The organism is Nocardia sp. XZ_19_385, assembly GCF_015355755.1.
Lineage (GTDB): Bacteria > Actinomycetota > Actinomycetes > Mycobacteriales > Mycobacteriaceae > Nocardia.
Genome location: NZ_JACVEE010000001.1, coordinates 826186 through 841631, shown reverse-complemented (window position 1 = coordinate 841631; position 15446 = coordinate 826186). Strand labels below are relative to the sequence as shown.

13 protein-coding genes are annotated in these 15446 nt (G+C 68.5%); 10 read left to right on the top strand and 3 right to left on the bottom strand.

Annotated features, from left to right (window positions below):
• Nucleotides 1–5: 5 nt before the first annotated feature.
• From gmk to IBX22_RS03855, 5 genes are all read left to right on the top strand, one after another.
• A complete protein-coding gene (gmk, locus tag IBX22_RS03875; protein ID WP_194813992.1) occupies nucleotides 6–587 on the top strand; it encodes a guanylate kinase in 582 nt (193 codons plus the stop codon).
• Between the two features lie 106 nt (nucleotides 588–693).
• Entirely contained in the window at nucleotides 694–969 is a 276-nt protein-coding gene (gene rpoZ, locus IBX22_RS03870; protein ID WP_194813991.1) for a DNA-directed RNA polymerase subunit omega, read from the top strand.
• A 12-nt stretch (nucleotides 970–981) separates the two neighbouring features.
• On the top strand, nucleotides 982–2244 hold the full coding sequence (gene coaBC, locus IBX22_RS03865; protein WP_375540223.1) for a bifunctional phosphopantothenoylcysteine decarboxylase/phosphopantothenate--cysteine ligase CoaBC: 1263 nt from the start codon (nucleotides 982–984) through the stop codon (nucleotides 2242–2244).
• A 271-nt stretch (nucleotides 2245–2515) separates the two neighbouring features.
• Complete coding sequence (gene metK, locus IBX22_RS03860) at nucleotides 2516–3730, top strand: methionine adenosyltransferase (protein ID WP_194813989.1); 1215 nt, start codon at nucleotides 2516–2518, stop codon at nucleotides 3728–3730.
• 12 nt (nucleotides 3731–3742) lie between these two features.
• Nucleotides 3743–6097: a primosomal protein N' gene (locus IBX22_RS03855; protein WP_375540197.1), complete on the top strand. Its 2355-nt coding sequence runs from the start codon at nucleotides 3743–3745 to the stop codon at nucleotides 6095–6097.
• 159 nt (nucleotides 6098–6256) lie between these two features.
• Here IBX22_RS03855 and IBX22_RS03850 read toward each other — a convergent pair whose 3' ends face one another.
• A complete protein-coding gene (locus IBX22_RS03850) occupies nucleotides 6257–7063 on the bottom strand; it encodes a GNAT family N-acetyltransferase (protein WP_194813988.1) in 807 nt (268 codons plus the stop codon).
• A 63-nt stretch (nucleotides 7064–7126) separates the two neighbouring features.
• Between IBX22_RS03850 and IBX22_RS03845 the strand changes: the two genes are divergently transcribed.
• The 3 genes from IBX22_RS03845 (at nucleotide 7127) to IBX22_RS03835 (ending at nucleotide 12660) form a co-directional block, all read left to right on the top strand.
• Nucleotides 7127–8713: an amidohydrolase family protein gene (locus tag IBX22_RS03845; RefSeq protein WP_309234412.1), complete on the top strand. Its 1587-nt coding sequence runs from the start codon at nucleotides 7127–7129 to the stop codon at nucleotides 8711–8713.
• A gap of 99 nt (nucleotides 8714–8812) precedes the next feature.
• Nucleotides 8813–10039 (top strand): helix-turn-helix domain-containing protein, encoded by a 1227-nt coding sequence (locus IBX22_RS03840; protein ID WP_194813987.1) that lies wholly within the window; start codon nucleotides 8813–8815, stop codon nucleotides 10037–10039.
• A gap of 188 nt (nucleotides 10040–10227) precedes the next feature.
• Nucleotides 10228–12660: a KR domain-containing protein gene (locus IBX22_RS03835; RefSeq protein ID WP_194813986.1), complete on the top strand. Its 2433-nt coding sequence runs from the start codon at nucleotides 10228–10230 to the stop codon at nucleotides 12658–12660.
• A gap of 7 nt (nucleotides 12661–12667) precedes the next feature.
• On the opposite strand, the gene IBX22_RS03830 is transcribed toward IBX22_RS03835, so the two are convergent.
• Nucleotides 12668–13045, bottom strand: a complete 378-nt coding sequence (locus IBX22_RS03830) for a hypothetical protein (protein ID WP_194813985.1) — start codon at nucleotides 13043–13045, stop codon at nucleotides 12668–12670.
• Nucleotides 13046–13110: 65 nt separating this feature from the next.
• On the bottom strand, nucleotides 13111–13944 hold the full coding sequence (locus tag IBX22_RS03825) for an NAD(P)H-binding protein (protein WP_194813984.1): 834 nt from the start codon (nucleotides 13942–13944) through the stop codon (nucleotides 13111–13113).
• A 76-nt stretch (nucleotides 13945–14020) separates the two neighbouring features.
• Here IBX22_RS03825 and IBX22_RS03820 point away from each other — a divergent pair, with 76 nt between their 5' ends.
• Nucleotides 14021–14593, top strand: coding sequence for a TetR/AcrR family transcriptional regulator (locus IBX22_RS03820; RefSeq protein ID WP_309234411.1), 573 nt, complete (start codon nucleotides 14021–14023; stop codon nucleotides 14591–14593).
• A gap of 162 nt (nucleotides 14594–14755) precedes the next feature.
• Nucleotides 14756–15397, top strand: a complete 642-nt coding sequence (locus tag IBX22_RS03815) for a PadR family transcriptional regulator (RefSeq protein ID WP_194815559.1) — start codon at nucleotides 14756–14758, stop codon at nucleotides 15395–15397.
• Nucleotides 15398–15446 lie beyond the last annotated feature (49 nt).

Sequence of the window (15446 nt, the reverse complement as noted above, 5' to 3'; positions counted from 1 at the left end):
CGAGGGTGATCGAACACACGCGGAAGGGTCGACTGGTTGTACTGGTCGGCCCCTCGGCCGTGGGTAAGTCCACGGTCGTGCGGTGCGTGCGGGAACGTCTGCCGCAACTGGTCTTCAGTGTGTCCGCGACTACCCGGGCCCCCCGGCCCGGGGAGGTCGACGGACGCGACTACCGGTTCGTGTCCCGAGACGAGTTCGACGCCATGATCGAGGCGGGCGAACTCCTCGAATGGGCAGACATCCATGGCGGGTTGCAGCGCTCGGGCACCCCGGCGGCCCCGGTTCGGGAGGCCATGACAGCGGGACTGCCCGTGCTCGTCGAGGTAGACCTCGAGGGCGCGCGGTCGGTGCGCGCCGCGATCCCCGAAGCGACATTGGTGTTCTTGGCCCCGCCGAGCTGGGATGAGTTGGTCTCCCGGCTGGTGTCGCGCGGCACCGAGACACCGGAAGTCATCGAACGCAGGCTGACCACGGCGCGGACCGAAATGGCGGCCTGTGACGAGTTCGACATAGTCATCGTGAACGACGAGGTGACCAGCGCCTGCGAGCAGTTGGTATCCTTGTTCGTTAGCACAAATTCGAGGTAGGCCCCACACTCTCGTGTGATCCGCTTGCGACTGCTTGCAGGTCGCTCGAAAAGGCCAGCTCGAAGACCCGCCGATTTCCATCGACTACCTCCCAGGAGCCTCCCTAGTGAGCGACACCAAAGTTGTGCCCGCGTACGACACTCCGATCGGCCTGACCAACCCGCCGATCGACGAGCTGCTCGAGCGCACGTCGTCCAAGTACGCCCTGGTCATCTACGCGGCCAAGCGCGCGCGTCAGATCAACGACTACTACAACCAGCTCGGCGACGGCATCCTGGAGTACGTCGGCCCGCTGGTCGAGCCGGGTCTGCAGGAGAAGCCGCTCTCGGTCGCCATGCGCGAAATCCACTCCGATCTGCTCGAGCACTCCGAAGGCGAATAGTCTTCAGCACAGATCGTGTCCGTTGAGCAGCAGGCAGCCGGAGGGGCAGTGACCACACGCATCGTCGTCGGAGTCGGCGGCGGGATCGCCGCGTACAAGGCGTGCGCGCTGGTCCGGCGGTTTACCGAGACCGGCCACCAGGTGCGGGTCATCCCCACCGCCTCGGCGCTGGAATTCGTCGGCAAGGCGACTTTCGAGGCGCTGTCCGGGAACCCGGTGCACACCGACGTGTTCTCCGATGTGCCCGAGGTTCCGCACGTGCGGCTGGGCCAGGAGGCGGATCTCGTGGTCATCGCCCCCGCCACCGCCGACCTGATGGCTCGTGCCGCGCAGGGCCGCGCCGACGACCTGCTCACCGCCACGCTGCTGACGGCTCGCTGCCCGGTCCTGTTCGCGCCCGCGATGCACACCGAGATGTGGGAGCACCCCGCGACGCAGGAGAATGTCGAGACGCTGCGCCGGCACGGCGCGATCGTGATGGAGCCCGCGCACGGGCGGCTCACCGGCGCCGACACCGGCGCCGGGCGGCTACCCGAGCCCGAGGAGATCTTCGCGCTGGCTTCGCTGCTGCAGGAACGCGCCGACGCCATCCCGCGTGATCTCGAAGGCCGGCGCGTGGTGATCACCGCGGGCGGCACCCGGGAACCGCTGGATCCGGTGCGCTTCCTCGGCAACCGCAGCTCCGGCAAGCAGGGTTACGCGCTCGCTCGCGTCGCCGCCCAGCGCGGTGCGCAAGTGACGCTGATCGCGGGCAACACGATCGAGATGGCCGCCCCCGCGGCCGTCGAACTGGTGCACGTGACCACCGCCGAACAGCTCAAGACCGCCGTGGACAAGCACGCGATCGGCGCGGACGCGGTGATCATGGCGGCGGCGGTGGCCGATTTCCGGCCCACCTCGGTGGCCGCGGCCAAAATCAAGAAGGGCGCCGGCGAACCCGACGTCATCGCGCTGACCAAGACCGAGGACATCCTCGCCGGTCTGGTGCAGTCGCGCCGCGACGGTCAACTGACCGATACCGCGATCGTCGGATTCGCGGCCGAAACCGGTGACGAGCACGGCGACGTGCTCACCCATGCGCGCGCCAAGCTGGCGCGTAAGGGCTGCGACCTGCTCGTGGTCAACGCCGTCGGCGAGGGTAAGGCGTTCGAGGTGGATACCAACGACGGCTGGCTACTCGGGGCCGACGGCACCGAACAGGCTCTCGACCATGGATCCAAAGCGCTGCTGGCGAGTCGAGTGCTTGATGCCCTCGGCCCACTGCTGCGGAAGTAGTCCCGGATGATGTCGCGATACCAGCGCAATCGATGTTACGAATGTCGTTGACCCGCTGAGTAATTAACGATCTGTGGCCGAGCCCGGCGCGATCGATACGAGCGCAGCAAAAGCTGCGCCGGAGATGACGGTTCGCCGAATAGTCTCCTGACAGCGATCCGACCTGGATCGCCGTGTCGATGGTTTGGAATAGTCTGAGAAGGGTTGCGGCGTGCGAACACCGCAGAATCACCGCGACCCAATACGACCCGTTGAGGGAGAGGGAACAACTGTGCGCACGTCTGGCAGCCGCCTATTCACCAGTGAGTCCGTGACCGAAGGTCATCCGGACAAGATCTGTGACGCCATCAGCGATTCCATCCTCGACGCGTTGCTCGCCGAGGATCCCCGCAGTCGCGTCGCGGTCGAGACCATGGTTACGACCGGTCAGGTTCACGTCGCCGGCGAGGTCACCACCTCCGCCTACGCCGATATCCCGCACATCGTGCGGGAGAAGATCCTGGAGATCGGATACGACTCCTCCGCAAAGGGTTTCGACGGAAACTCCTGCGGTGTCAATATTGCCATCGGCGCGCAGTCGCCGGATATCGCGCAGGGCGTGGACACCTCGCACGAGGCCCGCATCGGCGGTTCCGACGACGAGATCGAAAAGCAGGGCGCGGGCGATCAGGGCCTGATGTTCGGCTACGCCACCACCGACACCCCCGAGCTGATGCCGCTGCCGATCGCGCTCGCGCACCGGCTGTCCCGGCGTCTGACCGAGGTGCGCAAGTCCGGTGTGCTGCCGTACCTGCGTCCCGACGGTAAGACCCAGGTCACCATCGAATACGACGGTGACAAGCCGGTCCGCCTCGACACCGTCGTCATCTCGACCCAGCATGCCGCCGATATCGACCTGGACAACCTGCTCGCGCCCGATATTCGCGAGAAGGTGCTGGAGTCGGTGCTGGCCGATCTGAATCTGCCGAACCCGCTCGACACCGCCGATGTGCGGCTGCTGGTCAACCCGACCGGCAAGTTCGTGCTCGGTGGCCCGATGGGTGACGCGGGCCTGACCGGTCGCAAGATCATCGTCGACACCTACGGCGGCATGGCCCGTCACGGTGGCGGCGCGTTCTCCGGCAAGGACCCGTCGAAGGTGGACCGTTCGGCCGCCTACGCCATGCGCTGGGTCGCGAAGAACGTCGTCGCGGCCGGCCTGTCCGAGCGCGTCGAGGTGCAGGTCGCCTACGCCATCGGCAAGGCGGCCCCGGTCGGTCTGTTCGTCGAGACCTTCGGCACCGAGAAGATCGACCCGGTCAAGATCTCCGCCGCCATCGGCGAGGTCTTCGACCTGCGTCCGGGCGCGATCATCCGCGACCTGGACCTGCTCCGCCCGATCTACGCCCCCACCGCCGCCTACGGCCACTTCGGCCGTACCGACGTGGATCTGCCCTGGGAGCGGACCGATCGCGCGGAGAAGCTGCGCGCCGCCGCCGGACTGTAAACTCCGGACCGCGTGGACGACATCGCGGAAACGACATCGACAACAGCGGGACACCCGATCGCTCGGGTGCTCCCGCTGTTGTCGCCTGCCCACCTCGACCGCGACTTCGACTACCTGGTACCCCCGGAGTTCGACGAGATCGCCCAGCCGGGCGTACGGGTACGCCTGCGTTTCGCGGGCCGCCTGGTCGACGGTTACCTGCTCGAACGCCTCGAAAAATCCGAGCACACAGGCAAGCTCGTCAAACTCGAACGCGTCGTCTCACCCGAACGCGTCCTCACCCCGGAAATCCTGCAACTCGCGATCGCGGTAGCCGCCCGTTACGCGGGCACCCGCGCGGATGTCCTACGCCTGGCCATCCCACCCCGGCACGCGGGCGCGGAAACTGGCAAGAAACCAAAGGTCAGCAAGAAGGCCGCAGCGGCCCGAGCGGAACCGGTACCAGTGGATCTCGACGACGAAAATGTCGCCGAGTCGATGGAGACTGAGGCTACGGCATCACGAACGGTCGGAGCCGAATCCCGTAGTGCCGACGCGCTTTCGGCCGGGGTGCAGGTGGGGATCCCTGAGCCGAGCGCCGCATCCGGCGCTGATGCCCTGGCCCCCGGCCAAAAGCATGCCGAGTTGGCGGAGTCTGGGTTGTCGGGAGCGACGGAGGTTGAGGCTGGGCGTGCTGCGGATGTGGCGGCCGGGCAGTCCGACGGCATCGCGGGTGAGTCGGGCACTGTTGCTGTGCAGGGCGATTCGGCCGCGATATCGGTAGCGCCAATAGATCTCGGACCTTGGGGGCGGTATGTGCATGGGGAAGCGTTTGTTTCGGCGCTAGCCCAGGGCAAGGGGGTTCGGGCGGCGTGGCAGGCGTTGCCGGGGGAGGACTGGGCGGCGCGGTTGGCGGAGCTGGCGGCGACGGTGGTGGGGAGTGGGCGCAGTGCGGTGTTGCTGGTGCCGGATCAGCGGGATTTGGATCGGCTGCTGACGGAATGTGTTCGGTTGGTGGGGGATTCGGCGGTCGGGTTGTCGGCTGGGCTGGGGCCCTCGGCGCGGTATCGGCGATGGTTGTCGGTGCTGCGGGGGAGTGCGCGCATTGTGGTGGGGACCCGGGCTGCTGTGTTCGCTCCTGCGAAAGACCTTGGGCTGATCGCCATTTGGGATGACGGCGATGACACCTACGCCGAACAGCGCTCGCCCTATCCGCATGCGCGTGAGGTGGCGATGTTGCGGGCGCACGAGAGCGGGGCGGCGTTCGTGGCCGCTGGTTTCGCGCGGACCGCGGAGATCCAAGCGGTGGTGGACTCCGGCTGGGCGCATGACTTGGTTGCCGATCGCGATGTGCTGCGCCAGGCGACACCGCGGATCAGTGCGCCCGGTGACAGCGATTGGGCGCTGGAGCGCGACCCGATCGCCAACGCGATCCGCATCCCGGGCATCGCTTTCGCCGCGGCTCGTGCCGCGTTGAAAGAAGGTGCGGCTGTCCTCGTGCAAGTGCCTCGGCGCGGCTACGTCCCCGCCTTGTCGTGTGCGAAATGCCGCACTCCAGCCCGTTGCCGACATTGCAACGGGCCCTTGGCCTTACCGCAGGGCCCGCGGGCGGATGAGGCGCACAGCCCGAGCTGTCGCTGGTGCGGCATCGTAGAGGCCGCGTACCGCTGCCCGGCCTGCGCTTCACGGGCGTTGCGCGCGGTGGTCATCGGCGCTGTCCGGACCGCCGAAGAACTCGGTCGTGCGTTCCCCGGTGTGCCGATCCGTGGGTCCGGCGGCGGCGCCATTCTCGACACTCTCGAGCCCGGCCCCCAGGTCGTGGTCGCCACTGTCGGCGCCGAACCCCTGATTCGCGGCGGTTATGCCGTGGCGTTGCTGCTCGACGGCTGGGCGCTGCTCGGCCGCGCGGATCTGCGCGCCGCCGAGGACACCCTGCGCCGCTGGATGTCGGCCGCCGCCCTCGTGCGCTCGCGCGGCCAGGTCATCGTGATGGCCGAACCGTCCGTCCCGACCGTGCAGGCTTTGATCCGCTGGGATCCGCTCGGCCACGCCCGCATCGAGGTCGAGGGCCGCACCGAGGTGGGGTTCCCGCCCGCCGTCCGCCTCGCCGCCGTCGACGGCACCACCGAGTCCATCGCCGAATTGCTCTCCACCGCACAGCTTCCCGACGATGTCGAAGTGCTGGGCCCGGTCCCGCTCCCGCCCGGCGCACGCAAACCGTTCTCGAGCGGCGACGATCCCGCCGAAGTCGAGCGCATGCTGCTGCGTGTCCACCGCCGCTCCGGAGCCGCGCTCGCGAAGGCCCTCACCACCGCCCAGGCGATCCGCAGCACCCATCGCTCCGACGCCCCGTTGCGCGTGCAGATCGATCCGATCGACATCGGCTGAGGCCCTGCTGCACCCTGCCGCCCCGGGTTTGCTGCGGCCTGCTGGGCGGTGACCCGCTGGTCACGGGCCGGAAAATCCGCGTACCGTAGGTGTTTCGAACACGTCGTGGACGCGATCGGGGGCGAAGCGACATGGCTGGATCCGGATGTCCGCCGGTGCCTACAGGAGATAAGTGTGGCCCGCGGTGAGTGGGCCGGAGACGAGTCGATAGACCGCGAGCCCGCCACCGGTCCGCCGGCAGGACACCGCCCGATACCCGCTTGCCATCAGCTCGTGCACGACGGCGCAGAGGTCGTGGTGCTGGGCGGCGGTGGCGGAGTGGTAATCCCAGTCGTCGGGGATGGCCAGCAGCATCGAGTCGTAGTCGACCCGGCGGTCGCGGACCGGCTGCCCGAGGACGAGGCCGGGCGGGGGTTCGGGCCAGTGCCGCCCGGGGGCGTCGAGATCCCAGCGGGCGACGAGGCGGTGGGTCGGGAAGCCGCGGTCGCGTCCGGAGTCCTCGACGCCGTACATGTTGTCGATGAACTCGTAGCCGCAGGCGCCGATGACGTCGAGGTAGAAGTGGGCGTTGGCGGCGCGCAACGGGTCGTAGGCCCAGTAAATTCGTTGCAGCCCACGGCGTATCGCGATGGCGCGTACCTGGTGCATGAGGGTGCGCCCGATCCCGGCGTTCTGGCAATCCGGCCGGACCACAAGCAATTCCATGTAGTGGTAGGCCCGTTGCGCATCGAGGTGCCCGATCGGGGCGCGGCCCGGGAAACCGTAGCTGAAGCCGACCAATTCCCCGTCCAGGTAGGCTCCGACAGCAATTCCGCCGTTACGAACCAGCGACACGAGCAGGCGCGGACTGGGCGCGGGATCGGTGGTACAGAGCCGAAAGACCTGGCGGTAAAGGGCAATTGGGTCGCGCATGGTGTCGACGCTGGTCAGTTCGCTGACCAGTACCTGCCGGACTACCGTGGTCACCCCATCACCGTACCCACCTTGCCCGGTAATCGGCCAGCCCCAACGGCTTCCAGTTTCCAGGGCGTGACCAACGGCCAAACTGTCGGCAATAACGTGACATTCGACGTCCTCGTACGCGGGGGAGTTATCTTCGACGGCACCGGCAGGCCCGGCTATCGTGCCGATATCGGCATCGCGGACGGCCGGATCCGCGTCATCGGTGACCTGGCGGCCGCCCAGGCCAGGACCGAGGTGGATGCGGCCCAGCGGTACGTACTGCCGGGTTTCATCGATGCCCATGTGCACGGCGAGGGCGCGGTGCTGGACCCGGCGGTGCAGCTCGCGACGCTACGGCAAGGGGTGACGACCTTCGTACTGGGCCAGGACGGCTTGTCCTTCGCCCCGGCGACACCGGCGGCATTGCGCTGGGTGGCCCGCTATTTCGCGGCGGTCAATGGGCCTGTCCCGTCGGTGCTGACCTGTTCGGACAACGGACTGACCGTTGCCGAGCTAATGTCGTGTTACCACCACACCACCGCGATCAACACCGCGTATCTGGTGCCGCACGGGACAATTCGCTACAGCGTCATGGGGGGTTCGCCGCTGCCCCCGGACGCGGAGCAACTCGCCGCCATGGTCGCCCTCGCCGAGCAGGGATTGGACCAGGGCGCGGTGGGCGTGTCCTCCGGATTGGGTTATCTCCCAGGACGATTCGCCGACGCGGAGGAGCTGGGGGCGGTCTGTGTGCCGGCGGCCCGGCGCGGGTTGCCCTATGTCACGCACATGCGGACCTACGGCGACGCCGCCGACAAGGGCATGTCCGAGGCGTGCGCGGTGGGCCGGATCAGCGGTGCCGCCGTGCACATTTCGCACTATCACGGCCCGGGGGAGATGCTGGCCGGGCTGGTCGACACGGCCCGCGCGACCGGTCAAGATGTCACCTTCGACACCTATCCGTATCTCCGTGGTTGCAGCATTCTCGCCAAAATGCTGCCGGACTGGCTGGCCACCGCCGACTTGGACGGCACCCTCGAGGCCCTGTCGGACCGCGCGGTCCGGGAACTGCTCGACACCCAGATCGACGAGAGACTCTGGCACGCTTTCATACTCGCCCACGTCCCGGCCGGGCGCTACCGGTGGGCCGAAGGGTTGCCGCTGGATATTGCGGCGGCATGGGCGGGCGTCCGCCCGGCCGCGTTCTGCGCCGACGTGCTCGTCGAGTCGGCATTGGATGTCGGCATCGTCTTCGACTATCCCGAGCGCGCCCTGGAGGAGTCGGTGCGCTGCCTGCTCCGGCACGAAGCCCACATGGGCGGCTCGGACGGCATCTACCTGGGCGGACGTCCGCACCCGCGGGGCTACGGCGCCTTCGCGCGGATGCTGTCCCGGCACTGCCGGGAGCTCGGCGACTGGACCTGGGTGGACGCCGGCGTGCACCTGGCGGCCCGGCCGGCGCAACGGTTCCGGCTCACCGATCGGGGTGTGCTGGCCCGGGGCAAGGCCGCGGATCTGGTCGTCATCGACCCGCGCACCATCCGGGATCGCGCCACCTACGCCGCGCCGCGCGAGCCCGCGACCGGAATCGATGACGTGATCGTGGGCGGGGTGCCGGTGCTCGCGGGCGGGCGGCGGACCGGGCGATTACCGGGCACTGTGTTGTCCGCGTGTTGAAAGCTCAACGACGGGAACGAGTTTCGGCTACCGTTACCCGCAAGTCCCGCCCAGCTGAGGTGGTTACCCGCCCTGGGCGCCCGCGAGGAAGGACTTGACGTGGCAACCACCGGGCGGCCGCTCACCGTCGGGGAGCGGATCGAGATCCGGCGGCGCAGGCTCGGGCTTTCTCGCCGGGTCGTGGCGCAGTTGGCCGGTCGCAGCGAGGAATGGCTGCGGCAGATCGAACGCGGGCACCGCGAACTCGACAGCATCGCCGCGCTCTATCGCATGGCCGAGGTGCTGCACCTGGACGATCCGACCGCGCTGCTCGGGCATCCGACGTCGAGCCGGTCGGCCGCGCGCGATATCGCGCCCGTGCTGACCCCGCTGAACCACGCGATCATGGATCACCCCACCGCACGGGCCTTCGGTGTCGAACCCGGGCCGCCGCCGCCACCGGAGCGGGTGCGGGCCGCGCTCGAGCAATGCTGGCAGGCCTGGCTCGGCGCACCCGATCGCTACACCCGGCTCACCACCCACCTACCCGTGGTGCTGCGGTCGGCACGCTCGCTCCGGGCCGCAACGCGCACTACCGCGAGCGGCTCGGCGCACGACGCCGGATTGCTGCTGGCCGAGTCCTATCACCTGGCCCGCTTCCTGCTCACGCGCGTCGGCGACTATCACCTGGCCTGGCTGGTGGCCGACCGCCCGGTCGGCATCTTCGCCGACGCGAAGCAGCCGATCCTGGTCGCGGTCAGCGCCTGGCATGTCGCCGCGGCGCTGAACAATCTCGGATATCACGCCGAATGCCGGGACTATGCGCTGGCCGCGGCGCGCCGGCTGGAACCGGTGCGCGCGGGGCGATCGGTGCTCGGAGCATTGCAGTTGGTCGCGGCGTACGGCGCTGCGGGCGTGGGTGATTCGATCGGCAGCCAAGATCTGGTGACAGCGGCCCGGGCGACTGCGGCCGGGTTGGATCCGGAGGCTGCGGAGCGGCGCGATGTCTGGTTCGGGGTTGCCGAGGTGGCCATTGCCGAAATCGATATCGCGGTCCGGCTCGGTCGGCTCAGTGACGCCGTCCGCCACGCCGCCCAGGTGGAATTGGCCGACAGCGCCTCGATCGAACAGCGAGTTCGCTACTACACCACCATCGCTCACGTCTATGGGTTGCTCGGTGACGACATCGCCGCCGTGGTCGCGCTGCAACGAGCATGCCAGGCCTGTCCCGAGGACATCCGCTACGACTGGCTGGTGCACCGCACCCTGCAACGACTTTCTCGTCGCGACCACCACCTGGTGCGCCGTGAGCTGACCTCCTTGCTCACCGTCGCCGGTCTGGCCTGATCATCCCGGCACGCTCCAGACCCCAACTTTTTTGGACCCGGAAACCCACAAATAGTTGGACCCGAGCAAACCCGCACGGAGCCAGCACTTTTCGCGACCGAAATGGTCGCCTGCCAGCGTGGCGAACTACCGGGCTCATCGAACTTATGGTCGGTTATCACCAACTCCGTCGAGGAACGGACGAACCCATGACCACACCACTGACCAACCCGCCCGCCGAGCCCCGGCATCCAGTCAACGGAACCGCCGCCGCCCAGCCCGAATTCGCGCCCCCGATTCTCGGTGTCGCTACCCAGCCGCGCCTGGACCGGCTCGAATGGCCGTGCCTGCTCGACGCCCGGCACGAGTACATGCTCGGTCATCTCTTCGCCGGTCGGCCGGTCCTGTCCGGCGCGGCGTATCTCGAGCTGTGGCACGCCGCGGCCAAGGAACTCTCCGGCGCCGACGAGATCACGTTGCGCGACATTCGTTTTCGCCAGATGTTGCCGCTGTCCGGACTCGGCACCGGCACCGTGACCTTGCGCATAGTCGCGCAGGCCGAACAGCACGCGTGGCGGTTCCTCGCGGTCGGCCCGGACGAGAGCGTTCTCGCCCAGGCGCGCACCGAGGACGACCCGCCCGCCCTGGAGCCGCCGGTCCTCGCGGAGGCGCGATCCCGCTGCATCCGCTGGCAAGCCGGAGGACGGTTCTACAACCAGCACTATCTCGCCGGAAACCAATGGGTCGGCGCTTTCCGCCGCATTGCCGAAATGTGGTTCGGGCCAGGCGAAACCGTCGCCCGCATCCGGGGCGCCTCGGCCGGTCACACCACACTGCCCGCGCTGGATGCCTGTCTCCAAACGGTTTTCACGCTGCTGCCCACCGCCGCCGACAGCCCGATGATGCTGACGGCTATCGACCGGGTCCGCTTCCGGAACACACCACTGCACCCGCAGTGGTGCCTGACGCGCGCCGTCCGCAACGACGACAGCGGTTTCGCCGGTGACATCACCGTCTACGACGGAAATGGCACGGCCATCGCCGAACTCAGCGGTGTGCGGGTCGGGGCGGTGCGCGTTCGCCGCGCCGCGCCGCCACCGCCCGCCCGGGAAACCCCGCTGCGTTCGCTGCCCTTCCACCCCCGAAGTGGTTCTCCTGCCCGCGAAGCCGAGTTGCACCCGCTCCAGCGCGGTAGCGCTACCTCGATGGCCGAATTCCGGACTGCCTGGCAGACAGTCGAACTCGGAAGTCCGGAACGCGAGGACCGCGGCCGGGTGCTGATCCGGCAGAGTGGGACCGCCCTGGATGCCGCGGTGATCGCCGAACTCCGGAACGCGGGCCACACCGTGTTCCCGGTCGCAGCACACGCCGACGCCGACGCGATCCGCGCCGACCTGGGACCGGACCGGCCGCTGCACGCAGTGCTGAACATGGCCGCGCTGGGCTCGGTGACGCACACGAATTCCTCTGCCCGCCAGGTGTTGTCGACCGCGGTCGGCCTCTGCGCCGGCGCTCTGGCCACCGCCCAGGCCACGCCGGCCGGAGCCCCCACGATCCTGGTGACCCGCGGTGCCCGGGCGGCCGGCCCCGACCCGCGCTGCAGCGCGCCCTGGCAGGCGGCCCTCTGGGGACTCGGCCCGGTACTGAGTCGCGAGCAGCAGCGCGAGGTCATCCTGGTGGATCTGCCCGAAAGCGGCGAGTCCCTGGCGACCGAGGCGGCCCGGTTGACCGCCGTGGCTCGCGCCGCGGCGACCGAAACTCGGCTTGCCCTGCGCCGCGGCCGCTGGTGGGTGCCCCGCCTGGTCCCGCTCGACACCGCCTACCGTGCCGATCCGGACGCGATCTGCGGCGGCATCCGGCCCGGCGTGACGTATGTGATCACCGGCGGCCTCACCGGAGCCGGCGAACACTGCGCCCAATGGCTGGTCGACCGGGGCGCGCGGTCGCTGCTCGTCATCGGGGCCACGGAAGTCGAATCGGCGGTGCCACAACGACTTCGAGGGTCGGGGGTGGTTGTGGAACAGCACGTGGCGGACATCGCCAACGAGCACGCCGTCGCCCGCATCCTGGCTTCGGCCGAACGCCGCTCGATGCCGATCGCCGGTGTCGTGCACGCCGCCGTGCAACCGGAGCATTGCCACCCCGATCCGACACCGGCCCAACTCGAACACGCGCTACGTGCGAAGGTGGCCGGCGCCTGGACCCTGCACCGGCTGCTGTCCGCCCGCCCGCTCGACTTCTTCGTGCTGCTGTCCCCGGCGACAACCCGCCAGCTCGGCGCCGACGCCGCGTCCAATGCCTTCCTGGACGCGCTCGCCGACCACCGCCGCGCCGCGGGTCTGCCTGCCACCGTGGTGAATTGGAGTATCGCCGGTGACCCGACCCCGGCCCCGCCCACCAGCGCCCACCTGGACCTGGAGAACTATCTCCTGGATCAGGTCGCCCGAATGCTGGGCGCCGCGGTGGGATCCCTGGATCGGCACGGCTCGCTGATCCAGCTCGGCCTGAGCTCTCTGCACGCGGTGGACCTGGCCCACCGCCTGCGCGAGGATCACGGCATCGAGCTCACCCTGTCGGACGTGCTGGACGCGGCCAGCGTGGCCGAGCTGGCGCTACGGCTCTTGATGGGCACGCTGGCGTGAACCCCGCTCAACCCGCAGCTGCGGCAACGAGGTTGCCTTGCCGCTCGTACAGATCCGGCAGCTCTCCGGTCTCGGTGCACCAGCTGATCAGTTCCGCGATATCGGCTGGTCGCACCTCCCCGGGCAGTCCGAACGCCGGGCACCGGAAACGGCGATGCGGGCCGGGCTGGGTGATCCCCCGGAACTCGGGTCCGAGCACGACGACGTGCCGGGTTTCTTCGGGTTGTGCCAGGACATACCGGACTACGACGCGCCGGTTCGCCGAAATGATCGTGAGTGTGGGCGTGCCCGGGGCGTTGTAGTTTTCCCAGTCCTCCTTGACCCACCACAGGAACTCGCGGTCTCCGACCACGATCCTGCGCTTCCCCTTCTTGCTGATTGCCATGGGCCCAACGCTAGATCGCCGACGTGCCTGTGCGCATTCGGTTTTCGCCGGGCCGAGGCGGACCCTCAGCGGAAGGCAGGCAGATTGCGGGCGGCCCAGGCGGCGTAGGGGAGGGGTGCGCGGCCCAGGACTCGCTCGACGTCGGGGCTGATCTGGAGTTCCTCGTCGGTGGGTGCGCCGAGGATGGCCAGGGTGGTGTCGGCGACCTCGGGCGGCATGAACGCGAGCATTTGCGCACGCGCCTCCTCCGGGGTCTGCTCCACGAAACGCACTGTCTCACCGAGGAGTTCGCCGAGGTCGCGGGTGCGCTCGCGCGGAGACTCCGGCTCGGGGCCGGTCAGCACGTAGGTACGCCCGGCGTGACCGTCTTCCAGCAACGCGGCCGCGGCCATCGCCGCGATGTCGTCCGGATCGACGAACGGGATGGCGACGTCGCCGAAGGGTGCGGCGACGACGCGCTGCTCGCGGACGGAATCGGCCCAGGCGAAGGTGTTCGACTGAAATCCGCTGGGGCGCAGGATGGTCCACTCCAGGCCCGAATTCTGGACGGCGGTTTCGACCGCCTTGCCGAACTGCCCGTGTGAGGCGCTCTCGGGGCGGGTGCCCACGCCCTGGGAAGACAGCAGCACCACGCGGCGTACTCCGGAATCCTTTGCGGCGGTGAGGATTGCGGGTACGTCCGCCGCGAACGAGCCGGGGGCGAAGAGCAGGAACAGCTGCTCCGCGCCGTGGAAGGGAAGGCTGCCGACCTCGGTCACGTCAGCGCTTACGGCCTGAACGCCCTCCGGCAGTTCGGCGGGCAGGGTGCGGGATACCGCCGTCACCTTTTCGCCCGCCTCGGCCAGCATCCGCACCAGCGGACGTCCCACATTTCCGGTTGCTCCGGTTACCACGATCATTGTTCGAACTCCCGAGTTAGTTGACTGACTAACAAGAAGCTAGCGCACGATGAGCGGGTTGTCTACAGTTAGTTGGGTGACCAACTCAGTGGCCGGTACCAAGCCCGGCAAACGGGAACGCCTGATCGAGGCTGCCGTCCGCGTGTTCTACGAGCGGGGAGTGGAGAAGACCACCATCGCCGACATCGCCCGGGTGGCCGAGGTTCCGGTCGGCAACGTCTACTACTACTTCAAGACGAAAGACCAGCTCATCGAGGCCGCCATCGGCGCACACGCCCGGACTCTGGACCAGCTGATCGCGGAACTGAATCGCCTCGAGTCCCCGCGGGATCGGCTGAAGCGGCTCATCGATGGCTGGGTGCAGGAGCGGGAGCTGGCGGCGCGCTACGGGTGCCCGTTCGGTTCGCTGACAGCGGAACTGCACAAGCGGGACGACCCGCTCGAAGGCCGGGCCAGCGAGGTGATGCAGGCGCTGGTCGACTATGCCGCGGAGCAATTCGAAGCCATGGGGCGCGCCGACGGCAAGCAGCTCGGGATCGCGCTGATCGCCTCCTATCAGGGGATTTCCCTGCTCACGAACGCTTTTCGTGATCCCGAGTTGATGGTCGCCGAGGGGAAACGGCTGCAGGACTGGATCGACTCGCTCTAGCTCCGCCACTTCCAGAGGCGCGTCCCGTATCGGGGCGCGCCTTTTCTGTGTGGCAAGGAATTCTCGACACGAACCTTGCGTTGGATAGATTGTCGATATATCGTCGATAACATGAGATACACACGAAAGCCTGAGGAGGCAGTCATGGAAAACATCGAGAACATGGAGAACAGAGACTTCGGCCGGCGCGGACGTCGCCGCCGCCCCGGAGCCGAGGAATGCGGCCCGGAGCGGGGCATGCACCCCCGCCACGGCCGGCGCGGCTTCGGCCCCGAGTTCGGGCCCGGCGGTTTCGGCCCCGGTTTCGGCCCGCACTTCGGTCGCGGACGTGGCCGTGGTGGTCGCGGCCGGCGCGGCGATGTGCGCGCGGCGGTCCTGCTGTTGCTCACCGAGCGCCCGATGCACGGCTACGAGTTGATCCAGCAGATCCGCGAACGCAGCGACGACGTCTGGCGTCCCAGCCCGGGCTCGATCTACCCCGCGCTCGCGCAGCTGGAGGACGAGGGCCTGGTGCTCATCGAGAAAGTGGCCGGTCGCAAGACCGCGCAACTGACCGAGGCCGGCACCGCATTCGTCACCGAAAACCGCGAGGAGCTGGGCGATCCGTGGGCCGACGTCAAGGGCGACGTGGGCGATCAGGCGATCGACCTGCGCGCACTGATCGGCGCACTGATGGGCGCGGCGGCTCAGGTCGCGGCGGCCGGCACACCGGAGCAGGCGGCCAAGGCGGCCGAGGTGCTCACCGAGGCGCGCCGGGCGCTCTACCGGATTCTCGCCGAAGACGATAGCCCCGAAAAGTCTTAGGCACGAAACACCCCGCTAGCGCAGGCATTTCACCCGAGTTCGGTAAATA